Here is a 20,501-nt window from a genome sequence, read left to right as displayed (position 1 = left end):
CCTTGTTGTTGACTTGTACAGAGATTTATTCTCTCACAAGTATTTCATCAATCATTCCGTATTCTTTAGCTTTATCAGCTTTCATACAGTAATCTCTATCTGAGTCTTCGTATACTTTTTCATACGATTGTCCTGAATGTTTTGAAATGATTTTGTATAATTCTTCTTTTAATATTAAAATTTCTCTAGCAGTAATTTCAATGTCACTCGCTTGTCCTTGTGCGCCACCTAATGGTTGGTGAATCATTACACGTGAGTGTGTTAATCCAGAACGTTTTCCTGCTTGTCCTGCACATAGTAAAACTGCTCCCATAGAAGCTGCCATTCCTGTACAGATTGTTGCTACATCTGGCTTGATAAACTGCATGGTATCATAAATTCCTAAACCTGCATATACGCCTCCTCCAGGAGAATTGATATAGATTTGAATGTCTTTCGACGAATCTACACTTTCCATGAATAATAATTGCGCTTGCACAATGTTGGCAACTTGGTCGTCAATTCCTGTTCCTAAGAATATAATTCTGTCCATCATTAAACGAGAAAATACATCCATAGCAATGGCGTTTAGTTGTCTTTCTTCAATAATATTTGGCGTTAAGTTGGTAGGGTACATACTACGCATTATTTTATCGTAATACATACTGTTAACGCCTTGATCTTTTATAGCAAACTTTTCAAATTCTTTTCCGTAATTCATTTAAACTTTATTCTTTTTAATTTATGAAATGTCTTGTAATTAAAAATAGACTGTCACATTGAGCATTGGTTGAAGAGAAATATATTTCTTTGAAAGCACGTTGCATAGCAAATCGAAATGTAAATAATTCTCAACTAGACTTAATATGACAGAGTACATATTGTATAATATAAGATCCTGAAATAAATTCAGAATGGTTTTAGTTTTATTTACAGTAAACCCAACCCAAAAGCAAAAAAAGCGCAAAACCGTTTGGTTCTACGCCTTAAAGATACTAATTTATTCTGTAATTATTAACCGTAGAATTCTTTAACAAAATCATCGTAACTAATTTCTTTTATCTTAAGATTTGCTTCAGTTTTATAGAGGTTTAATAATTTTTGACTCATTAATTGCTCAGATAAACGCTTAACTTCATCTTGGTTAGACATAATACGTGCAGCAATATCCTCTAGTTCCTTTTCGGTTGGATACATTTGACCAAACTGAGCCATTTGCCCTTTAATCATATCCATAGCGTAAGACTTTAACTCTTCAAACTGTACTTGTAAGTTATGCTCAGTTATCAGTTTACCTTCAATCAATTGATAACGCATGCTTTTTTCAGACTTTTCGTATTCTTCTCTAGCTTGTTCTTCGGTCATTGCCTGGTCACCAGCTGTTTGCATCCATTTTTGAAGAAATTCTGAAGGCAAATCAAACTTAGTACTATCCACTAAATATTCTGTAACATCGTTTAATAATTTCTGGTCACCTTGCTGTGCAAATTGTTTTTCAGAATCTTCTTTAATCTTAGTTTTTAGTTCTGTTACAGAAGTCACTGTATTTGGCCCAAATAGTTTATCGAATAACTCTTGGTCTAAATCGGCTAACTCGCGTTGGTTAATTTCAGAAACTTCAAAATCAACATCAATACTACCAACATCGTCTTTAGATACTTTTAAAAAAGCCATAAAATCCTGATCCTCATTAAAAAGTCCTTTAGTTTTTAATTTAATAACATCTCCAACCTTAGCCCCTATAAATTTCTTTGGGTTTGATTTTCCTTTTAATTTATCTAAAGTTATGGTGGCTACATTTTCTACACCCTCTTCTTCATTGGTAAATTTACCTGTTATCTCAGAATCTTTGGCTACTTCTGTTTCAGATACTAACTTGCCATATTGCTTTTGAATGTGCTCAATTTGATTATTAACCATCTTATCATCAGCTACTATTTTATAGTGCGTAATGGCTTTTTTACCTTTTAGTTTTACATCAAACTCTGGCGCAAGTCCTAATTCAAACTCAAAAGAAAATGCATCAGAATTCCAATCTAAATCGTCTTGAGGCTTTGGTAACGGATTACCTAAAACATCTAACTTTTCTTCTACTAAGTATTTTCCTAAAGCGTCTTGAAGCAATTTATTGACCTCATCTACCAATACGGCTTTACCATACTGCTTCTTCACCATACCCATTGGCACATGCCCTTTTCTAAAACCAGGAATGTTAGCAGATTTGCGGTAGTCTGTTAAGATTTTTTCAACTTTATCACTATAATCTTCTTTAGCGATATCTACTTTTACAACTGCATTTAATGCATCAATGTTTTCTCTTGTAATGTTCATTAACTTCGTCTTTTTTAAAATATAAAGATCCCATCTCTAAATGTTGGGATTCATTCCACTACATCTTTAGCTTTTTTAACTTCATTATAACCTAAAGAAATTTTCATGAAAATTGGGCTGCAAAAATACAATATTTTTTACAACCCAACAATAGTTTTAAAGCTTTGTAATTCAGCTATTTTTTATCGGTTTTTACAAACGAATGTAGCAAAGATTGGAGCACACATAATAATATACTAAACAGTAATGCTGACCATATACCGTCAACTGCAAAACCATCGATTAACCGATCTGCTATAAGCACGATTAGTGCATTTATTATAAATAAGAACAAGCCAAGTGTTAATAGCGTCACTGGCAAGGTTAGTATAATTAAAATCGGTTTTACCAAAATATTGAGTAGCGACAAAACTATGACAACGATTAGTGAGGTTGTGTAATTATCAATACTTACGCCATTTAAAATCTCTGCTAAAACAAAAACGGCAATGGCATTTAATAAGAGTTTAATGAATAAATTCATAAGTCATTATTTTGTCATCTAAGATACAAAATCTATTACACTAGTGTAGAAGTCTTTAGGATTCTCAGCATGCAACCAATGACCAGCGTTTGCAATTGTTACAATTTCTGAATTTTGAAAATGCCTTTTTATAATCGCTTCATCGGACTCTCCAATATACTCAGATTTGTCTCCTCTAAGAAATAAGGTAGGTTTATTAAATGTTGCATGGATTGCTAATGCCTCACCAACCTCTGAAACATTTGCTTTTAAAACAGGTAAATTAATGCGTAAGCCTAATTGTCCTTTTTTTACCCAATATAGGTTTTTGAGCAGAAACATACGCGTTCCTAGATCTTGAATTTGGTTACTCAACACCTCATCTGCGTAGCCTCTGGTTTTAATTTCAGCAAAATCTAAACTACTTAAACCGTTTAAAATAGCATCGTGATGCACTGGGTAATATCTAGGGGAAATATCTGCAACCAAAAGCTTATCTACTAATTCTGGATACTTTGTAGCAACAGTCATTGCTGTTTTTCCTCCCATAGAATGGCCTAAAAGAACAATATCATTAAGGTTGTACTCAATACAATACTGCTTAACATCTTCAGCCATTAACTCATAATCAAATTCATCTGAATGAAAACTACGACCATGATTCCTTTGATCTACTAAGTGTATCTCAAAATTTGATTCTGAGAATTGCTTGGCTAAGGTTTTCCAGTTATCTCCCATGCCAAGAAAGCCATGTAGAATTATAAATGGTTTTCCTTGGCCTATTATGTTTGAGTGTAAAATCATTTTAACTTTTCTAAGTACTTATTAATAACCTTCTCTACACCCATATACAAACTCTCAGCTATTAAAGCATGCCCTATGGAAACCTCTAAAAGCCCTGGGATATTTTCTTTAAAAAATTTAATATTTTCCAAAGATAAATCGTGCCCAGCATTGACACCTAAACCTAATTCATTGGCCAAATCAGCACATTCCGCATAAGGCTTAATGGCATCTTTATTTCCTAAACTATAATAGTGAGCAAATGCTTCTGTATATAATTCTACTCGATCTGTTCCTGTTTCTTTTGCTCCTTCAATTTGTTTTACATCTGGATCTACAAAAATAGAAGTTCGTATGCCATTACTTTTAAATTCTTTAATAATCTCAACTAAAAATTCTTTATGTTTTATAGTATCCCAACCAGCATTAGATGTTATAGCATCAACAGCATCTGGTACTAAAGTAACTTGTGTTGGCTTTATCTCTAAAACCATATCTACAAATTTTGGGATTGGATTACCTTCAATATTATATTCCGTAAATACTTCTGATTTTAAATCATAAGCATCTTTATATCTTATATGTCTTTCGTCTGGTCTTGGGTGAATCGTAACACCTTCTGCACCAAAATTCTGCACATCTTTAGCAAACTGAACTACATTTGGCACATCTCCGCCTCTACTATTTCTAAGTGTAGCGATTTTATTTACATTAACACTTAACTTTGCCATTTCTTTGATTTTTTTGAATTACAAAAATACAAAGTAGATGATGCTTTTTATGGTTATTTTTGATTAATTTGCATGCTACAGAAGCCCTATTATGCAGTTACAAGATTTTGTTATAAATGATATAAGTCCTTTAAGTATTACTGATAAAATCAGTGAACTACAAATGTTATTTAATCAACTTACATATTCTCATATTCCTATTCAGAATGAAGGAATTTACGTAGGCTGTATTTCAGAAACCGATGCTCACTGCTTTGATGGTGTTCAGACGATTAATGATTGTAAATATACCATTGAAGGATTTTTTGTTAGACCCACTACAAACTGGCTAGATGTTTTAGAAACTTTTGCGCAAAACGATTCTAATATTATGCCTGTTTTAGATGTTAACAACACCTATTTAGGGTATTATGAACTTAATGATATTATTCATTTATTTAATGAAACACCCTTCTTTTCTGAGCCTGGTGGTATATTAATTGTAGAAAAAGGGATACACGATTATTCATTTAGCGAAGTAAGCCAAATTGTAGAATCTAATAACGCTAAATTATTAGGAGCTTTTATTTCTAAAATGAGTAACGACTTAGCACAAGTTACCTTAAAAATTAGTAATGCAAGCCTCAACGAGGTTATGCAAACCTTTAGACGCTACAGCTATAATGTTGTGTCTGGCCAGGAAGAAGACTCCTATATTGAAAGCTTAAAAGAACGCTCTCAGTATTTGGATAAATACCTAAACATGTAGTTATGAAGATAGCAATTTATGGCCAAAACTATGTTAAGGACACCTCCCAAAAGGCAGTGGAAAAATTACTGAGTTTTTTGCAGAATAATAAAGCAGATATTTTTATTGAACACGACTTTATAAAAACCTTAAAAGCAGAAGTTCAAAACAACCCTTCTGTTAGTACTTTTAATAGTCTAGATAATAGTTTTGACCTGCTTATAAGTATTGGCGGAGATGGTACCATCTTAAGAGCCATAACTTATGTTAGAGATTTAAATATACTGATTGTTGGCATTAACACTGGGAGATTAGGTTTTTTAGCAACCATACAAACGGATGAAATAGATACTGCGCTTTCAGAAATATTTAAAGGAGACTATAAAATTTCTGAACGTTCCTTACTGAGTGTAGAAACGACACCCTCAAATAAAGATATTGAAACGACCAACTTTGCCCTCAACGAAATTACGCTCAGTAGAAAAAATACAACATCGATGATTACGGTTAATACCCAACTCAACGATGAATATTTAACGTCCTATTGGGCCGATGGCCTTATACTTTCTACACCTACAGGTTCTACAGGGTATTCCTTAAGTTGTGGCGGACCAGTTATTGCACCAAATGCAAATAATTTTGTTCTTACACCTATTGCCCCTCATAATTTAAGCGCTAGACCGTTAATTATACCTGACAGCACAAAAATTACCTTTAGAGTAGACGGTAGAGAAGATCAATTTTTAATGTCCTTAGATTCTAGAATTGTAACCTTACCAAATACCACTATAGTTACAGTAAAAAAAGCGCAATTCTGTATAAAGATGGTAGAGCGTTTAGATAAAACGTTTTTAGATACACTAAGAAAAAAATTGCTTTGGGGAGAAGATCGCCGCAATTAGGCAATAAATACGTGCAATTTCTGTTTATCTGTAAGACTATAATCATCTTATTGTTATTGGCTAAACAGAATTATTATATTTGCAAACTTTGAAATTTTTTATGAGGTATTTATTCCTAATTTTTATAAGTATTTTTTTTCATCAAAATGTGGAAGCTCAAATTTATGAGATTGGCGTATTTGCTGGTGGCAGTAATTTTATTGGTGATGTCGGTGCAACCAATTATATAGCTCCCAACCAAGCAGCTTTTGGTGCATTGTTAAAATGGAACAGAAGCCCGCGTCATTCTTTTAGAGCTTCAATTATTTTTTCTGAATTAGAGGGAAATGATGGAAAATCTGATGACCCTAGACGAAAACAAAGAGGTTATAATTTTAACACAAGCCTGTTTGAAATTTCTGCAGGAATGGAATTTACGTTTTGGGAATTTGATTTACACGAAGTAGGCATGCAAGGCACACCTTATTTATACACAGGTATTTCAATGGCCAATCATGGCAATTATTATTTTTTACCCAACGGAGAATACACTTCAGAAAACACGAACAGCTGGGCCCTTGGCATACCTATGGTCTTAGGCTATAAAAGTACCATCACAGACCACCTAATTTTAGCCGCTGAAATTGGAGCACGCTATACCTTTTCTGATGAGTTGGACGGTAGCGTACCAGATAGTAGAGACAGAGCTACATTAAGTTTTGGAAACACAAACAGCACAGATTGGTACGTATTTTCAGGAATTACATTAACTTACACCTTTGGCAGGAGACCTTGCTATTGTAATTTTTAAACATGAGCCTTAAAGCACAAATACATAAAGACAAGCTTCCTAACCACATCGCCATTATTATGGATGGTAATGGTCGTTGGGCTAAACAACAAGGCTTTATGAGAGTTATTGGACACGAAAATGGAACTAAAGCCGTTAGACAAACCATTGAGGCAAGTGCAGAATTAGGTATTAAAAATTTAACACTTTACGCGTTTTCTACCGAAAATTGGAATCGGCCAAAACTAGAAGTTCAAACACTTATGAAACTTCTTGTTAAATCGCTCAAAAAAGAGATAAAGACCTTACAAGAGAATAACATTAAACTATCTGCTATTGGTTGCTTAGAAGACCTACCAAAAAAAGCATATCAAGAACTTTTAGATGTTATAGAAAAGACAAAAAATAATACCAATATGACATTAACTTTAGCCTTAAGCTATGGATCTCGTGAAGAAATTGTTAATGTTATTAAGGAATTATCAGTTAAAGTTAAAAATAATATAATTTCTACAGAAAGTATTGATGAATCCATTATTAATAAGCATCTTTACACGCAAAATTTACCAGATGTAGACCTGCTAATTCGCACCAGCGGTGAACAAAGAATCAGTAATTTTTTACTTTGGCAAATTGCCTATGCAGAATTATATTTTACAGATATTTTATGGCCAGATTTTAAGAAAGAAAATCTATACGAAGCACTCATAAATTATCAAAATAGAGAAAGACGATTTGGAAAAACAAGTGAACAACTCACCTAAGAAGCTAGCATTGAGAACTTTTACACAGCTTATTTGCATAATACTATTTACAGCACTCTCTACCGCATTACAAGCACAAGTTGATGGAGGTGCAAAATACCTTATTAAAGAAATTACTGTAACTGGTAATACTAACTTTAGTCCACAAACCATCATTGCCTATTCTAAACTTAGAAAAAATGAAGAAATACAGGTTGGTGGAGAAAAAATTGCGAATGCCGTTAAGACCCTTTGGAAATCTAACCTTTTTGGTAGCATAGATATATACATAACAGACATAGATGGTAACACCGCAAATTTAGAAATAAGACTTAGTGACCTGCCAGAAATTAAAGATGTTGAAATTAAAGGTGTAAAAAAGGGAAAGAAAGAAGAAATTATTAATGAAAATAAGCTACAAGCTGGTCAAAAAGTTACCGAAAATCTTATTGCCACAACACGAAATTATCTCACTTACAAATACAAAAAGAAAGGATTTTTAAATACCAAAGTTAGAATTAGTACTTCTAAGGTTATTGACTCTGTTAAAAAGGAACGTGTAAATATGCTCGTTGCTATTGACCGTGGAGAAAAAGTTAAGATTAAGTCTATTACGTTCGATGGTAATGAAAAATTAAAAGATAAGAAGCTTCGCAAGGCCATGAAAAACACCAAACGTAAGAATCCAATACGTGTCTTAAAACGATCAAAATACATCGAAGAAGACTATAAAGAAGATTTAGTTAGCATAGTCGATAAATACAAAGAGAATGGTTATAGAGATGCGAGGGTTATAGCAGATTCTATAATTTATAATAATGACAAAACTATAAGTTTAAACATCACTGTTGAAGAAGGAGAAAAGTATTCCTTTGGTAAAATTGATTTTGTTGGTAACACCGTTTATACCGATCAACAATTATCTAGCATACTTGGGATTAAAGAAGGAGACACCTATAATGGTGTAGAACTGAGAGAACGTATTGCAGACCCAGGAGATCCTGACGCCCAAGATTTAACCAATGCATATCAGAATTATGGTTACATGTTCTCTACGATTAACCCAGTAGAAGTCAGTACTGAAGGTAATGTCATTGATATGGAAATCCGCATATCGGAAGGCAAGCCTGCTTATTTTAATAATGTTACTATAAAAGGAAACGACGTCACTAATGACCATGTGATCTACAGGGAAATAAGAACACGTCCGGGAGAATTGTATAGAAAATCTAATATTATTAGAACATTAAGAGAACTTGGGCAGCTTGGATTTTTTGATGCACAACAATTAACACCTAACATTAAAAATCCTAATCCTGTTGAAGGGACATTAGATGTAGAATATGAGGTTGTAGAACAAGGTTCTAGTCAAATTCAGCTTCAAGGTGGTTATGGTGGTGGTGGCTTCATAGGTACGCTTGGATTATCGTTTAACAACTTTGCGATTAAAGATATCTTTAAAAAAGAGGCTTATAAACCAGTACCAAGAGGTGATGGACAAAGTTTAGCCTTAAGATTACAAGCCAGTCAGTTTTTTCAAACCTATAGTTTTTCTTTTAGCGAGCCTTGGTTAGGTGGTAAAAAGCCATTTCAATTATCAACATCGCTATCCTACTCTCGTCAGTTTTTGTTTAACCCACAAACCAGAAGACCAGACAGAAGCAGAAGTTTTAATATCTTAGGCCTAACGGTGGGATTATCTACTAGACTTACGGTACCAGATGATTACTTTTTATTATCACAAGCATTAAGTTACCAAAACTATGACTTAAACAATTATAACACTGGGCTTTTTACCTTTGGAGATGGTAGATCTAACAACCTCTCTTATACCATTGGTTTAAGCAGAAATAATTTATTTACCGATCCAATATTCCCTACAGGCGGTTCTAACTTTTCGGCTTCGGCTAAGTTCTCTTTTCCATACTCTTTGGTTAATGGAGTAGATTACGAAGCTTTAGCTGAAGAACGTGATGCATTAGATCCCAACAATCCTGAAGATTTAATTCGTATAGCAGAAATTGACCAAGAACGTTTTAACTGGTTAGAATTTTATAAAATAAAATTTAAAGCAGATTGGTATACCTCTTTAGTTAAATTAGGCAAAAATAGTTTAGTATTAAGACCTAGCATGGAGTTTGGATTTTTAGGAGCTTATAATAATGACAGAGGTGTTATTCCGTTTGAGCGTTTCTTTGTAGGTGGTGATGGCCTTGGAAACTTTGCATTAGATGGTAGAGAAATTGTACAGTTACGTGGTTATCCAAACCAATCCTTATCAACACAAGACGGTGGTTCTATTTACAATAAATTTTCACTAGAGTTAAGATACCCTATTACACTAGGTGCACAGGCTAAAATTTATGCCCTATCATTTATAGAAGGTGGAGCTTCAGTAAATAGTTTTAAAAACTTTAACCCATTTAATCTTCAAAGATCTGCTGGTGCTGGCCTAAGAATTTTTATGCCAGCCTTTGGATTATTGGGTATAGATTTTGGCCATGGATTTGACCCAGTGCCTGGTGATACACAAAAAAGTGGATGGCAAACACACTTCATAATTGGGCAACAATTTTAAGTTTGGCACGATATTTTCTATTAGCTATTTAAGTATTTTCATCATGGTGTTAAAATTTTTAATGATATATTTCGTTAACTTTGAAGATTAAGTAACACCGAAACTGTAAAGCTTTTGATTTATATTAAACAGATCTCAAAACAAAAACGCAAAATGATGAAATTTAAAGTTCTTTTTTTACTGGCAATTATAAGTCTAATGAGCTTTAGTATCCATGCACAAAGAGGTGCTAGGATTGGCTATATTGATACCGAATACATTTTACAAAATGTACCAGAGTACCAAGAAGCCACATCACAACTCGATAAAAAAGTTCTGCAATGGAAATCTGAAATTGAAAAAAAACTAAACGTTATAGACCAAAAGAAAAAAGAATTAGAAAACGAAAGTGTGCTTTTAACAAAAGAACTATATGAAGAACGCATGGAAGACATTTCTTTTGAAGAGGCAGAAATTTTAGACTATCAACAAAAACGATTTGGCCCAAATGGTGATTTAATGATACAAAAGCGTCAATTGATTGCACCTGTCCAAGACCAAATTTTTGCTGCGGTACAACAAATAGCAGAAACCAAAAAATTTGATTTTGTTTTTGATAAATCTGCAGACGTAGTAATGCTTTATTCTGCAGAGCGCTATGATATAAGTGAACAGGTTTTAAAAACAATTACAAGAACCTCTAAGCGCACACAAACCAAATCTAAAAAAGAACGTAAAGCACTTGAAGATGAAGAGGTTGTACCTGTAGTTAGCGCAGAAAAAGATGAAAGACAAAAAGCATTGGAAGAACGTAAAGCAACCAGAGAAGCTGAATTGGCAGCAAAACGTGAAGAACGTGAAAAAGCTCTAGAAGCAAGACGAATGCAACAAGATTCTATAAGAGCTGCAAAAAAGCAAGCTGCGGAGCAACGACGTCAAAAAGCAATAGATGCCCGTAATGGTAAGCCAGCAGTAGAGGAGACTAAAGAAACAGAGGCTAAAGAAAATACAAAAAAAGAAGAAAGTACCAGGAAAAAAGCACCTGTTCCTATAGCTAAAAAGCCAGACAACGCAGAAAAGGTTGAAAAGAATAAAGAGAAAGAACCAGTAAAAAAAGCGTCTGAGAAGACTAAAAAACCAATTACTGAAGCAGAGCAAAAAGCTAAGGATAGAGCGGATAGAAAAAAGGCACTAGAAGCCAGAAAACAAAAGATAATTGAGCAACGTAAAAAAGCTCGAGAAGAACGAGAAAGACAATTAAAGAAAAGAGATTCTATAGCTAAGGCTAAGAAAAAAGAAGGAGAAAACAATTAATAATTTATAACACACAAATACAATTTAGAAAAATGAAAACTATTAAATCATTACTATTTGCAGCTGTACTTTTTATTGGAGCAACAAGCTTTACAACTGCGCAAAATAAAATCGCACACATCAATACACAAGATTTGGTAAAAGCGATGCCAGAGTATAAAGCCGCACAAGCCGAAATTGAAAAGCTTGGCAAAACTTATGAAGTACAAATACAAGATTCTTTTAAAGAATTAGATCGTAAGTTAAAGCAATACGATGCTGAAGCGGCAGCGCAAACACAAGAAGAAAATGCAAAGCGTATGCAAGAAGTTGAAGGTATGAAGCAAAGCTTAACACAATACCAACAACAAGCGCAACAAGATTTACAAAAGAAAGAGTTTGATTTGCTAAAACCTATAACAGAAAAAGCCAGAGTTGCTATTGAAAAAGTAGCAGCAGCACAAGGTTATGAGTATGTCTTAGAAGCTGGTACATTAATCGTTAAAAAAGGTAAAGACCTTATGGCAGATGTAAAAGCAGAATTAGGTATTTAAATTACTTTTAGCAAATAATATTAATCTAAAAGTCGCTTTTAAAAAGCGACTTTTTATTTTTGTACTAATGAGTAACAAACCCATAGGCATATTTGATTCTGGTATCGGTGGCACCTCTATTTTTAATGAGATCATTACACTTCTGCCTAAGGAAAATTGCATCTACTTAGCAGATAGCAAAAATGCACCTTATGGCGACAAATCGCAATCAGAGATACTACAACTTAGCATAAAAAATACAGAGCTTCTGTTAGAAAAGCAATGTAAATTGGTCGTTGTTGCCTGCAATACTGCTACTACAAATGCCATATCTTATTTAAGAGCTACTTATAATATTCCGTTTATTGGCATAGAACCTGCTATAAAACCTGCTGCAATCCATACAAAAACAAAAGCTATTGGCATTTTGGCCACCAAAGGAACGCTAAGCAGTGCCTTGTTTCATAAAACATCAGACCTGTATGCAAGAGGCATAAAAGTCATAGAACAAATAGGTGAAGGTATTGTACCTTTAATAGAAGCGGGGAAATTAGATTCTAAAGACATGAAAATGCTTTTAAAGCAGTATTTAGAACCTATGATTAAAGCTAATATCGATTATCTCGTACTTGGTTGTACACATTACCCATATCTTGTACCACAACTCTCTAAATTACTTCCAAAACACATAAAGATTATTGATTCTGGACTTGCAGTTGCTAAACAAACTGAAGCAATACTTTCTAAACATAATGTATTGAATTTAGAGAGCAAAAGTCCTATCATTAACATTTTTACTAACGGAAACATTGATATTTTAAATTCAATATTAAATCATCAATATAAGACTGAATATTTAGATTTTTAGTAAGGTTTTTATATTAAATAATACTAAACTACTTATGACGCTTATTTTTGTATACAATGCTAACTCAGGCAAATTAAACGCCTTATTTGATGCTGGTCATAAATTGTTTAGCCCATCAACGTATAAGTGTAGTCTATGTGCGCTCACCTACAATACCTTAACAGAACGCACACTCTGGAAAGAATTTAGAACTAAAAGTAAACTCACTATGGAGTTTTATCATAAAGATGAATTTGAAACCAAATTTCCTAACATAAAACTTATTTACCCTACTGTTGTAAAACTTAAAGACAACACAATAACTACGGTTATTACCTCTGGTCTTTTAAATAGAATTGATAGTACCGAAATGTTAATAAGAACATTAGACACAAAACTCAAAGCTATTTAAAAACGCCTAGTAGGTTTTTAGTTTATCTGTATTGGAGTTATCATTTAATCCTTAAACCAACTAGAATATTTTACGTAGTTATTAGCAATACGATTAATCTCACCAGAGATTAAAGCCTCACTAATATCCTTAATTTTTTTGGCAGGCGTACCAGCATAAATACTACCAGACTCAACAATAGTATTTTTAGTAAGCACAGCTCCTGCGGCAATAATACTATTACTTTCTACGATACAATCGTCCATAATAATACTACCCATTCCTATTAATACATTATCTTTTATAGTGCAGCCATGGATAATAGCATTGTGTCCAATGGATACATTATTACCAATTGTTGTTGGCGATTTTTGATACGTTGCATGTATCACCACACCATCTTGTATATTAACCTTGTCTCCAATTTTAATAAAGTGAACATCTCCTCTAATAACAGCATTAAACCATACACTACAGTTTTGCCCAATAGTTACTTCGCCCACTATCGTTGCATTATCTGCTATAAAACAATCTTCTGATATTTGGGGATGTATCCCTCTTATAGGTTTAATTATTGGCATATAAATTTCTTTGAAAAAAGGCTGTCTAAAAAGTAATTCTTTCTGTCATTTCGAGCGTAGTCGAGAAAATTAAAAACTCTAATTAACAAAGCATTTTCGACTGCTTCGCAGCGTGCTTCCAATCAAAGCATTCTTTGCTTTCAACCAATGCTCATTGTGACCATTTTTGCCTTAATTTACTTTTCAGACACCCTCAAATTATTAATATTTCGTTCATTTAATTATTTAAGGTAAAAAAGTCCAATTATGTCTCATGTTTTAAAATAAGATTCTGCCTTGAGTAGTTATATATCATTTAAAGTAAGCTAACAAATCCGCCTTCTTAGAAGCAGAAACTATAATCTCTTTACCATTACTCAATATTACGCTTCCACCTTTACCTTTTACATACTTAACCACCTCATTTACATTAACTAAATAGCTCTTATGCACTCTTGCAAAATTAGCATCCTTTAAACACTCTTCAATATATTTTAAAGTTTTACTTACCAACTTTTTCTTGTTGGTATTGAGATAGATTTCTGTGTAATTATCATCTGCTTTACAATACATAATATCTTTAGTTTCTATAACCTCAAAACCGTCTTGTTGCGGAATAGTAATTTTACCATTTACAGTTTGGGTTTTAGGTACCAAAACTTGGTCTTGTAAGGCATCTTCTTTTCGTCTAATGTCGGTAACATAATCTACCGCCTTTATTAATTCGTCTATAGAAATTGGTTTCATTAAATAATAAGACGCATGCGCATTTAGGGCTTCTATGGCATAATGGTTATAAGCTGTAACAAATATGGTTTCAAAATTTATATTGCCGACCTTATCTAACAAATCAAAGGCATTTCCGTAGGGCATTTCTACATCTAAAAAAACCACATCTAAGTCTTTGCTTCGTATTAATACCAAAGCTTCATCTACATTAGATGCTTCACCAACAATAGAAATACTTGGACAGTATTTAGTTAAATAACTCCTTAAAATTTCTCTACTGGTTTCTTCGTCTTCAACAAGTATGGCATTTAATTTCATATTTAGTCCTTTTTTAAGGTTACTACAACTTTTGTACCTGCATCTTCCAAATTCTGAAAGTCTTCAATAGTGATAGCTACTTTATCTTTATACATATCATTTAAGATGGCTACACGTTTTTTTATATTATTCATTCCTTTAGAATTCTGCTTTTTCTGATGTTCCGTTTTTAAAGCCTTAGATCTTTTACGTCCAATACCATCATCTGTAATACTTATGCTTATTTCATCCTTTTTGTTTTGATATACAGCAATATATAATTGTCCTTTATTGGTTTTATAGCGTAATCCGTGCCATACAGAATTTTCTACGTAAGGCTGCAACAGCATAGGCGGAATCTGAAATTCTTCTAGATCAATATCGTCATCTACTTCTATGGTATAATTAAACTTATCCTTAAACCTAAAATGCTCTAATTTTGTATACAAATCAATTAACTCAATCTCTTTTTTTAACGGTATAAAGTCTTCTTCACTGTTTTCTAATACAGCTCGCATAAGATGTGAAAAATCTGATAAATATTTATTAGCTGTTCTTTCATCATTAGTAGCTATGAAGCTATTTACCGAATTAAGCGCATTAAATATAAAATGCGGATTCATTTGGCTTCTTAAGGATTTTAGAGCTAATAAATTATTTGCTAAACGCTGTTGTTTAATATATTTATACATTAAAAAGCCAGTGATTAAGAGTAAGACTAGTCCGCCAATAAGCGAATAAATAATAACTTGCTGGCTTTTATTTCGTTCTTGGGTGAGCTCATATTTACTGCGCGATAATGCTCTATCGCTTTCAAGCGAAGTTATTCTGTTTTGTTGTTCTGCCAGATTTCTGCTGAAGCGTGCTACTTGCGATATTTCCTGCTCTTTTTTTAGATAAAGTTCATCCACTAAATTTTCATAGTTCTCAATCATGGCAAGGCCTTTGTCTGTATCTCCTTTTTTAAAAAAAGCTTCAGATAACTTTCTTGTAGCATCTTTACCTACAACTAAATCACCTTTTTTGTTAGCTTCTTTAATACTATTTTTATATGAAGGAATTGCATTATCAAGATCATTATTAAGCAGGTAAGCATTTCCTAATTTATAGCTTTGCTTTTGTAAAGTAAGTGCACTTTCATTGGGTATTTCAGAATCTCTTTCTATTTCCTTAATATCTTCTAATGCTTGCTTTCTCAGCTCAATTTCATCGTCGTAATCTCGATTTGAACTATTAAACTCTGCTACCTTCACCTTTTCTTCTACAGCACGCTTTTTATTTTCTTGTTGGGCTAAATTAAGTGAGTTTTTAAAGTAATTCTTTGCTTTACGCTTTTCACCTTTTTCATTGTATGCTTGTGCAATTTTAGAATTCAAATCTGTGATCTTAGGCGTAATGAGATGCTTTTTGGCAATTTTTAAACCTTTATTATACGTATCTGTAGCTTGTTGATAGTCCTTTGTTTTTACATAGGCATCTCCTAGCCCTTCATAATATAACGTCTTATCATAGTTTGATAGTTTAGAAACCTTTAGCGTATTATACACTTTTATACTTTTTGAAACATTATTATTAAGCAAATAGGCTTTTGCTAATTTTAATTGAGCGGCATTTCTGCTTACGTTCTGAAGACTTATCTTATAGGCAGAAATTGCTAAATCATATTGTTTCCAAAACATGTAAACATCTCCTAGTAATTCATGCGCCTCGGCACTTTCACTTGTAGAATTATTAACGTCTAAAGCATCACCTATAAATTTAATACTCTTGGCGGCATCTGTTTTTAGGTAGCTGTCAGCGGAATCTATTAAACGATTAAACGCTTTTTTATTACTAATGGATTTAAAACGATTTTGACTATAAGAATCACTTGGAAGTACTTCTATATATATTCTCTCATTATTTTTTATGGTATAATACACAGGATCAAAACTATTATGTGTAACCATTAATTCATCACCCACCCTTGCTTCAATAGTAAATTTCCCATTAAAATCCGTAGTCGTGTATTTGCTTCCGTTTATTTGAATATTAACTTCTGAAATAGGATCGGAGGTATCCTTTTCATAAACACTTCCTCGTATGGTAAAGACTCTATTTTCAAAGCCGTTATCTGTTTGCCTATTTTGACCATAACCTAGGCATCCTATAAGGAATATTAACAGAGTAAGTACTAATTTGTGTATTGCCTTCACTTAAGCTTTCAGATTAAATTTGATTAAACTTACATACTTTATTTGGTACCAAAAAATGCAATTTTCAATTTATAATCTTTTATCTATTTAAAAACGCCGACTACACTCATACAGTGTTTCTGTTCACTCATTAGAAATGTCGTTTCACTCATTCTGCATTTTTCTTCAACTTTTTTAGACAGAGCTTTACGGCATCATTAATCAAAACAAAAAAATCATGATGTATAAAGGCAAACTGTTTGCACTAATTTTAATGCTAGCTCACCTTATTTGCAATGCGCAGCACAAGGGAAATTATAATCAAATAACCCAAGATATTTCTAGGCAAAATATTTTAACAGCTGGTAATGCTCAAATCTATAATCCTACGGTACAAAAACAAATTCATAACGTTTTACAACCTAGCAATATACTTACTGTAGATGTTAAAGCGCTTCAAAATGTAAAGGCAGCAAACTATACGGCAATTTTTAATGTTACTCAAATAGGTGCTACGGCAGAAGAGACAAATGCACTTATGAATGTTAAAATAGATAGTATAAAATTAAGGTTGAAACAGAGTGGTATTTCCGAAAAAAACTTAGCTGTAGATGTCATTTCTTTTATACCTGTGTATGAAGTGGAGGTTACAAAAAAACTATTTAGTAAAACCTATACCGAAGTACCTAAAGGGTTTGAATTACAACAAAATATCCACATTAAATTTACCGAAACCAGCCAATTTGAATCTATTCTTGAAGCATGCGCCAAAAGTGAGGTTTACAACCTCGTAAAGGTTGATTATTTTATTGAAGATATTCAAAATGTCTATAAAAATCTTCAAGACCAGTTGCTAGTACTTATTAAAGATAAAAAAGCCTATTATTCTGCCTTAGGCTTTGAGTTATCTAACTACAATACTGCAATTGCAGACGATAAGTATTGTTATTTTCCGAAAGATTTTTATCAGAGCTACCAAGCTTATAACAGTATATCTTTTGATGTATTTAATAAAACTAAAGGAATTACAGCGGCAAAAAAACAAACTTCGTACTACTACCAACCGTTAACCTATGAGCAATACGATGTAGTTATTAACCCTAGCATCTTAGAACCAGTAGTGCAAATAGGAATGCACATTAAACTTGTTTTAACGCCAAAGCCTAAGGAAAAGCTACCAGAAACCGTCACTGAAACAAAAATAGATCATAAATATTATGTCATTTCGCCTAACGGAACCATTGACGTAAAAGAGCTAAACACAAAAAAATAATCGTATGAAAACTAAATTAAAAATTTCAATAATAGCCATGTGCTTACTAACACTAATGGCATGTAATGCGCATACAAAATCGAACCAAACTGATATTGTAGGTTTAAACTTAACATCTAAAGTAAAACCAAACGACAATTCACCAGAAATAAAAGTAGCGCTCTTGTTAGACACTAGTAATAGTATGGATGGTTTAATCGACCAAGCTAAAGCTCAATTATGGCAAATTGTAAATGAGTTGTCTTATGCCAAGTGCGAGCAGAAAAATCCAAATTTAAAAATTGCACTTTATGAATATGGTAATGACAACCTCAATGCTGATGAGGGTTTTTTAAGACAGGTTACCGCATTTAGCGATGATTTAGATGAAATTTCTAAATCCTTATTTTCATTAACTACAAATGGAGGCAATGAATACTGTGGTAAAGTCATTAAAACGGCCATTGAGCAACTAAATTGGGGAGATAACAAAAAAGACTTAAAACTCGTTTTCATTGCTGGTAATGAGCCATTTACGCAAGAGCAAGTACATTATAAAACCGCTACTAAATTGGCACATTCCTATGATATTAGCGTTAACACCATATTTTGCGGTGATTATGACCAGGGTGTTTCTGGGTAATGGAAAGATGGTGCAGATTTAACCCATGGTAACTACATGGCAATAAACCATAATAAAGCAACAGTCCATATTACTTCTCCTTACGATGATAAAATTTTAGAGCTTAATACTAAATTAAACAATACCTATGTGGCTTACGGCAAGCTAGGAGTATCAAAAATTCAATTACAAGCAGATCAAGACACTAATGCTATGGGTTATAACAAGGCTAATGCCGTAAGCAGAACTATAAGCAAAAGTAGCCGGCTTTATAAGAATAGTTCTTGGGATTTAGTAGACGCAGAAAGCGAAGCTGATTTTTCTATTAATGAATTAAAAGAGAATGAATTGCCTAACGAATTAAAAGGAAAATCTAAAAAGGAAATTAAATCCTATATCTCAAAAAAGCGAGAAGAGCGCGAAACTTTAAAATCTTCAATTTCTGAATTAAATCTTCTAAGACGAGATTATTTGAAAGAAAATACACCACGCACTCACAATGGTTTAGAGAGTGCTATGTTAAATGCCATAAAATCTCAAGCCAAAAAGAAAAATTATAATTGGAAATAAGACGTAGAATTAAAAAGGGCTCAACACTTTGTTGAGCCTTTTATATTTTAGTTTACAGCAGGACAATTACACTCATATTTCTCGCGCCTACAATTAAAATTATAGCCTAAGGTAATTTGATGAAAACCACCAGTATTAAAATTTATTGTATTAGCTTGATAAGAATACGTATATGCAAAAACAAAATTATTGTAATCTACTCCTAAGAACGGCGTTATATATTGTAATTTTTGACTACTAACACCACCACCGTCTACAAATTCAGCACCGTCTAAACTACGTCTATAGGATAAACCACCCCAAACTTTACCAAAATCCATCTCACGATATACTTTAAAATTTACATCTATTGAAGATTCCTGAGTTGCATCTCTATACATATACATTAAGGATGGCTCGTAACTCCAATCACTACCATATTTACTAAATGTATATCCTGTTGAAAATAAATACGTTCTTAAATTATTAAACTCAAAACCTTGGTCGTTAAAGTTAATACCTTCATTAGCTAAAATATTTTTTGCTGTAAAATGGGCATAAAAATCAATGAAATGATATGAAAAACCAAAATCAATATTAAAGTTTGTTGCACTTTGCTCTATACCTGCGACTAATCTATCAAACTCACCAGGTGCCAAAAACTCTGTTTCATCTAATTTATATTGCAGAAAACCTGCATTTAAACCAAATGACAACATATTTAAATCAATTTCATTTCTAGAAAACATTAAATGATATGCAAATGTTGCGTAACCACCAACCGTAGAATGGTAACCATTAGAATCATTAAAAACAATACCACCAACTGCAACCGGAGAATCACCAACCCTACTATTTATACTTAAAGTTTGTAAACTTGGCGCATCATCTACACCAAACCATTGCTGCCTCGCTGTTAATCTTACCTTAGCGCAATTTGCAACACCAGCCATAGACGGATGTAACAAATAATAATTATCCGTAAGATAATCTGAATAAATAGGTATACCTTCTTGTGATATACCAATGTTAGCTATTAAGGCTATAAATGTAATTAAACAAAACTTTTTAAATCTCATAATAAAATATTATCGTTTCAAGGCAAAATGGGCTCTAAATTCTTTTCGTTGTACACTGCCGTCTGTTAGTGCATCGTACTCTACAGTAAACCAGTAATCATTCGTTGGCATTAAACTGCCATTAAACGTTCCGTCCCATCCTGGCCCGGAT

Annotated in this window: 22 protein-coding genes; 12 read left to right on the top strand and 10 right to left on the bottom strand. The window is 32.9% G+C overall.

What is annotated here, in order from left to right; all coding sequences use genetic code 11:
- Positions 1–25: 25 nt before the first annotated feature.
- The 5 genes from clpP to Q0800_RS13755 all read right to left on the bottom strand — a co-directional run bounded on the left by clpP (position 26) and on the right by Q0800_RS13755 (position 4,326).
- Positions 26–700, bottom strand: coding sequence for an ATP-dependent Clp endopeptidase proteolytic subunit ClpP (gene clpP, locus Q0800_RS13775; protein ID WP_299130881.1), 675 nt, complete (start codon positions 698–700; stop codon positions 26–28).
- Between the two features lie 293 nt (positions 701–993).
- A complete protein-coding gene (gene tig, locus Q0800_RS13770; protein ID WP_299130879.1) occupies positions 994–2,310 on the bottom strand; it encodes a trigger factor in 1,317 nt (438 codons plus the stop codon).
- 175 nt (positions 2,311–2,485) lie between these two features.
- The gene (locus Q0800_RS13765; RefSeq protein WP_299130876.1) at positions 2,486–2,833 is read right to left on the bottom strand and encodes a phage holin family protein; all 348 of its coding nucleotides are present in this window, start codon (positions 2,831–2,833) and stop codon (positions 2,486–2,488) included.
- A gap of 18 nt (positions 2,834–2,851) precedes the next feature.
- The gene (locus tag Q0800_RS13760) at positions 2,852–3,616 is read right to left on the bottom strand and encodes an alpha/beta fold hydrolase (RefSeq protein ID WP_299130874.1); all 765 of its coding nucleotides are present in this window, start codon (positions 3,614–3,616) and stop codon (positions 2,852–2,854) included.
- The gene (locus tag Q0800_RS13755; RefSeq protein ID WP_299130872.1) at positions 3,613–4,326 is read right to left on the bottom strand and encodes a pyridoxine 5'-phosphate synthase; all 714 of its coding nucleotides are present in this window, start codon (positions 4,324–4,326) and stop codon (positions 3,613–3,615) included. The genes Q0800_RS13760 and Q0800_RS13755 overlap by 4 nt, the downstream gene beginning before the upstream one ends.
- Positions 4,327–4,417: 91 nt before the next feature.
- Here Q0800_RS13755 and Q0800_RS13750 point away from each other — a divergent pair, with 91 nt between their 5' ends.
- The 9 genes from Q0800_RS13750 to Q0800_RS13710 all read left to right on the top strand — a co-directional run bounded on the left by Q0800_RS13750 (position 4,418) and on the right by Q0800_RS13710 (position 13,109).
- Positions 4,418–5,074, top strand: coding sequence for a CBS domain-containing protein (locus Q0800_RS13750; protein ID WP_299130870.1), 657 nt, complete (start codon positions 4,418–4,420; stop codon positions 5,072–5,074).
- A 2-nt stretch (positions 5,075–5,076) separates the two neighbouring features.
- Positions 5,077–5,955 carry an NAD kinase gene (locus Q0800_RS13745; RefSeq protein ID WP_299130868.1) on the top strand — a complete coding sequence of 293 codons (879 nt, stop codon included), beginning with the start codon at positions 5,077–5,079 and terminating at the stop codon, positions 5,953–5,955.
- 100 nt (positions 5,956–6,055) lie between these two features.
- Entirely contained in the window at positions 6,056–6,745 is a 690-nt protein-coding gene (locus Q0800_RS13740; protein WP_299130866.1) for a DUF6089 family protein, read from the top strand.
- A gap of 2 nt (positions 6,746–6,747) precedes the next feature.
- Positions 6,748–7,488: an isoprenyl transferase gene (locus Q0800_RS13735; protein ID WP_299130864.1), complete on the top strand. Its 741-nt coding sequence runs from the start codon at positions 6,748–6,750 to the stop codon at positions 7,486–7,488.
- A complete protein-coding gene (gene bamA, locus Q0800_RS13730) occupies positions 7,460–10,045 on the top strand; it encodes an outer membrane protein assembly factor BamA (RefSeq protein WP_299130862.1) in 2,586 nt (861 codons plus the stop codon). Before Q0800_RS13735 ends, bamA begins: the two co-directional genes overlap by 29 nt.
- A gap of 153 nt (positions 10,046–10,198) precedes the next feature.
- Entirely contained in the window at positions 10,199–11,338 is a 1,140-nt protein-coding gene (locus Q0800_RS13725) for an OmpH family outer membrane protein (protein ID WP_366518852.1), read from the top strand.
- Between the two features lie 32 nt (positions 11,339–11,370).
- Positions 11,371–11,871 (top strand): OmpH family outer membrane protein, encoded by a 501-nt coding sequence (locus tag Q0800_RS13720; RefSeq protein ID WP_299130860.1) that lies wholly within the window; start codon positions 11,371–11,373, stop codon positions 11,869–11,871.
- A 67-nt stretch (positions 11,872–11,938) separates the two neighbouring features.
- Positions 11,939–12,718: a glutamate racemase gene (gene murI, locus Q0800_RS13715; RefSeq protein ID WP_299130858.1), complete on the top strand. Its 780-nt coding sequence runs from the start codon at positions 11,939–11,941 to the stop codon at positions 12,716–12,718.
- A 34-nt stretch (positions 12,719–12,752) separates the two neighbouring features.
- On the top strand, positions 12,753–13,109 hold the full coding sequence (locus Q0800_RS13710) for a GTPase (RefSeq protein WP_299130856.1): 357 nt from the start codon (positions 12,753–12,755) through the stop codon (positions 13,107–13,109).
- A gap of 44 nt (positions 13,110–13,153) precedes the next feature.
- On the opposite strand, the gene Q0800_RS13705 is transcribed toward Q0800_RS13710, so the two are convergent.
- The 3 genes from Q0800_RS13705 to Q0800_RS13695 form a co-directional block, all read right to left on the bottom strand.
- The gene (locus Q0800_RS13705; RefSeq protein WP_299130854.1) at positions 13,154–13,669 is read right to left on the bottom strand and encodes a gamma carbonic anhydrase family protein; all 516 of its coding nucleotides are present in this window, start codon (positions 13,667–13,669) and stop codon (positions 13,154–13,156) included.
- A gap of 291 nt (positions 13,670–13,960) precedes the next feature.
- Positions 13,961–14,695: a LytTR family DNA-binding domain-containing protein gene (locus tag Q0800_RS13700; RefSeq protein WP_299130852.1), complete on the bottom strand. Its 735-nt coding sequence runs from the start codon at positions 14,693–14,695 to the stop codon at positions 13,961–13,963.
- Between the two features lie 2 nt (positions 14,696–14,697).
- Positions 14,698–16,869, bottom strand: coding sequence for a histidine kinase (locus Q0800_RS13695; RefSeq protein ID WP_299130849.1), 2,172 nt, complete (start codon positions 16,867–16,869; stop codon positions 14,698–14,700).
- Positions 16,870–17,086: 217 nt separating this feature from the next.
- Here Q0800_RS13695 and Q0800_RS13690 point away from each other — a divergent pair, with 217 nt between their 5' ends.
- From Q0800_RS13690 to Q0800_RS14185, 3 genes are read left to right on the top strand one after another with little or no spacing between them, the layout of a single operon-like run.
- Positions 17,087–18,121 carry an SIMPL domain-containing protein gene (locus Q0800_RS13690; RefSeq protein WP_299130846.1) on the top strand — a complete coding sequence of 345 codons (1,035 nt, stop codon included), beginning with the start codon at positions 17,087–17,089 and terminating at the stop codon, positions 18,119–18,121.
- 4 nt (positions 18,122–18,125) lie between these two features.
- On the top strand, positions 18,126–18,743 hold the full coding sequence (locus Q0800_RS14190) for a vWA domain-containing protein (RefSeq protein ID WP_366518851.1): 618 nt from the start codon (positions 18,126–18,128) through the stop codon (positions 18,741–18,743).
- A gap of 36 nt (positions 18,744–18,779) precedes the next feature.
- Entirely contained in the window at positions 18,780–19,292 is a 513-nt protein-coding gene (locus Q0800_RS14185; RefSeq protein ID WP_366518850.1) for a hypothetical protein, read from the top strand.
- 47 nt (positions 19,293–19,339) lie between these two features.
- Here the strand turns inward: Q0800_RS14185 and Q0800_RS13680 are convergent, their stop codons facing one another.
- Positions 19,340–20,350: a type IX secretion system membrane protein PorP/SprF gene (locus Q0800_RS13680; protein ID WP_299130842.1), complete on the bottom strand. Its 1,011-nt coding sequence runs from the start codon at positions 20,348–20,350 to the stop codon at positions 19,340–19,342.
- 9 nt (positions 20,351–20,359) lie between these two features.
- On the bottom strand, positions 20,360–20,501 hold a 142-nt coding region (locus Q0800_RS13675), incomplete at its 5' end, for a T9SS type B sorting domain-containing protein (protein WP_299127356.1).

This window comes from uncultured Winogradskyella sp. (genome assembly GCF_937958655.1).
In the GTDB taxonomy this organism is placed as follows: Bacteria; Bacteroidota; Bacteroidia; order Flavobacteriales; family Flavobacteriaceae; genus Winogradskyella.
The sequence above is the reverse complement of the archived record's forward strand: the minus strand, read 5'-3'. Positions and strand labels throughout refer to the sequence as shown.

Coding starts and splice junctions, on each gene's coding strand:
- Q0800_RS14190 (WP_366518851.1), top strand. CDS start 18,126: ATGAAAACTAAATTAAAAATTTCAATAATAGCCATGTGCTTACTAACA.
- Q0800_RS13750 (WP_299130870.1), top strand. CDS start 4,418: ATGCAGTTACAAGATTTTGTTATAAATGATATAAGTCCTTTAAGTATT.
- Q0800_RS13735 (WP_299130864.1), top strand. CDS start 6,748: ATGAGCCTTAAAGCACAAATACATAAAGACAAGCTTCCTAACCACATC.
- Q0800_RS13745 (WP_299130868.1), top strand. CDS start 5,077: ATGAAGATAGCAATTTATGGCCAAAACTATGTTAAGGACACCTCCCAA.
- clpP (WP_299130881.1), bottom strand. CDS start 700: ATGAATTACGGAAAAGAATTTGAAAAGTTTGCTATAAAAGATCAAGGC.
- Q0800_RS13700 (WP_299130852.1), bottom strand. CDS start 14,695: ATGAAATTAAATGCCATACTTGTTGAAGACGAAGAAACCAGTAGAGAA.
- Q0800_RS13720 (WP_299130860.1), top strand. CDS start 11,371: ATGAAAACTATTAAATCATTACTATTTGCAGCTGTACTTTTTATTGGA.
- Q0800_RS13705 (WP_299130854.1), bottom strand. CDS start 13,669: ATGCCAATAATTAAACCTATAAGAGGGATACATCCCCAAATATCAGAA.
- Q0800_RS13755 (WP_299130872.1), bottom strand. CDS start 4,326: ATGGCAAAGTTAAGTGTTAATGTAAATAAAATCGCTACACTTAGAAAT.
- Q0800_RS13725 (WP_366518852.1), top strand. CDS start 10,199: ATGATGAAATTTAAAGTTCTTTTTTTACTGGCAATTATAAGTCTAATG.
- Q0800_RS13710 (WP_299130856.1), top strand. CDS start 12,753: ATGACGCTTATTTTTGTATACAATGCTAACTCAGGCAAATTAAACGCC.
- Q0800_RS13765 (WP_299130876.1), bottom strand. CDS start 2,833: ATGAATTTATTCATTAAACTCTTATTAAATGCCATTGCCGTTTTTGTT.
- Q0800_RS13740 (WP_299130866.1), top strand. CDS start 6,056: ATGAGGTATTTATTCCTAATTTTTATAAGTATTTTTTTTCATCAAAAT.
- Q0800_RS13690 (WP_299130846.1), top strand. CDS start 17,087: ATGATGTATAAAGGCAAACTGTTTGCACTAATTTTAATGCTAGCTCAC.
- Q0800_RS13680 (WP_299130842.1), bottom strand. CDS start 20,350: ATGAGATTTAAAAAGTTTTGTTTAATTACATTTATAGCCTTAATAGCT.
- Q0800_RS13760 (WP_299130874.1), bottom strand. CDS start 3,616: ATGATTTTACACTCAAACATAATAGGCCAAGGAAAACCATTTATAATT.
- tig (WP_299130879.1), bottom strand. CDS start 2,310: ATGAACATTACAAGAGAAAACATTGATGCATTAAATGCAGTTGTAAAA.
- murI (WP_299130858.1), top strand. CDS start 11,939: ATGAGTAACAAACCCATAGGCATATTTGATTCTGGTATCGGTGGCACC.
- Q0800_RS14185 (WP_366518850.1), top strand. CDS start 18,780: ATGGCAATAAACCATAATAAAGCAACAGTCCATATTACTTCTCCTTAC.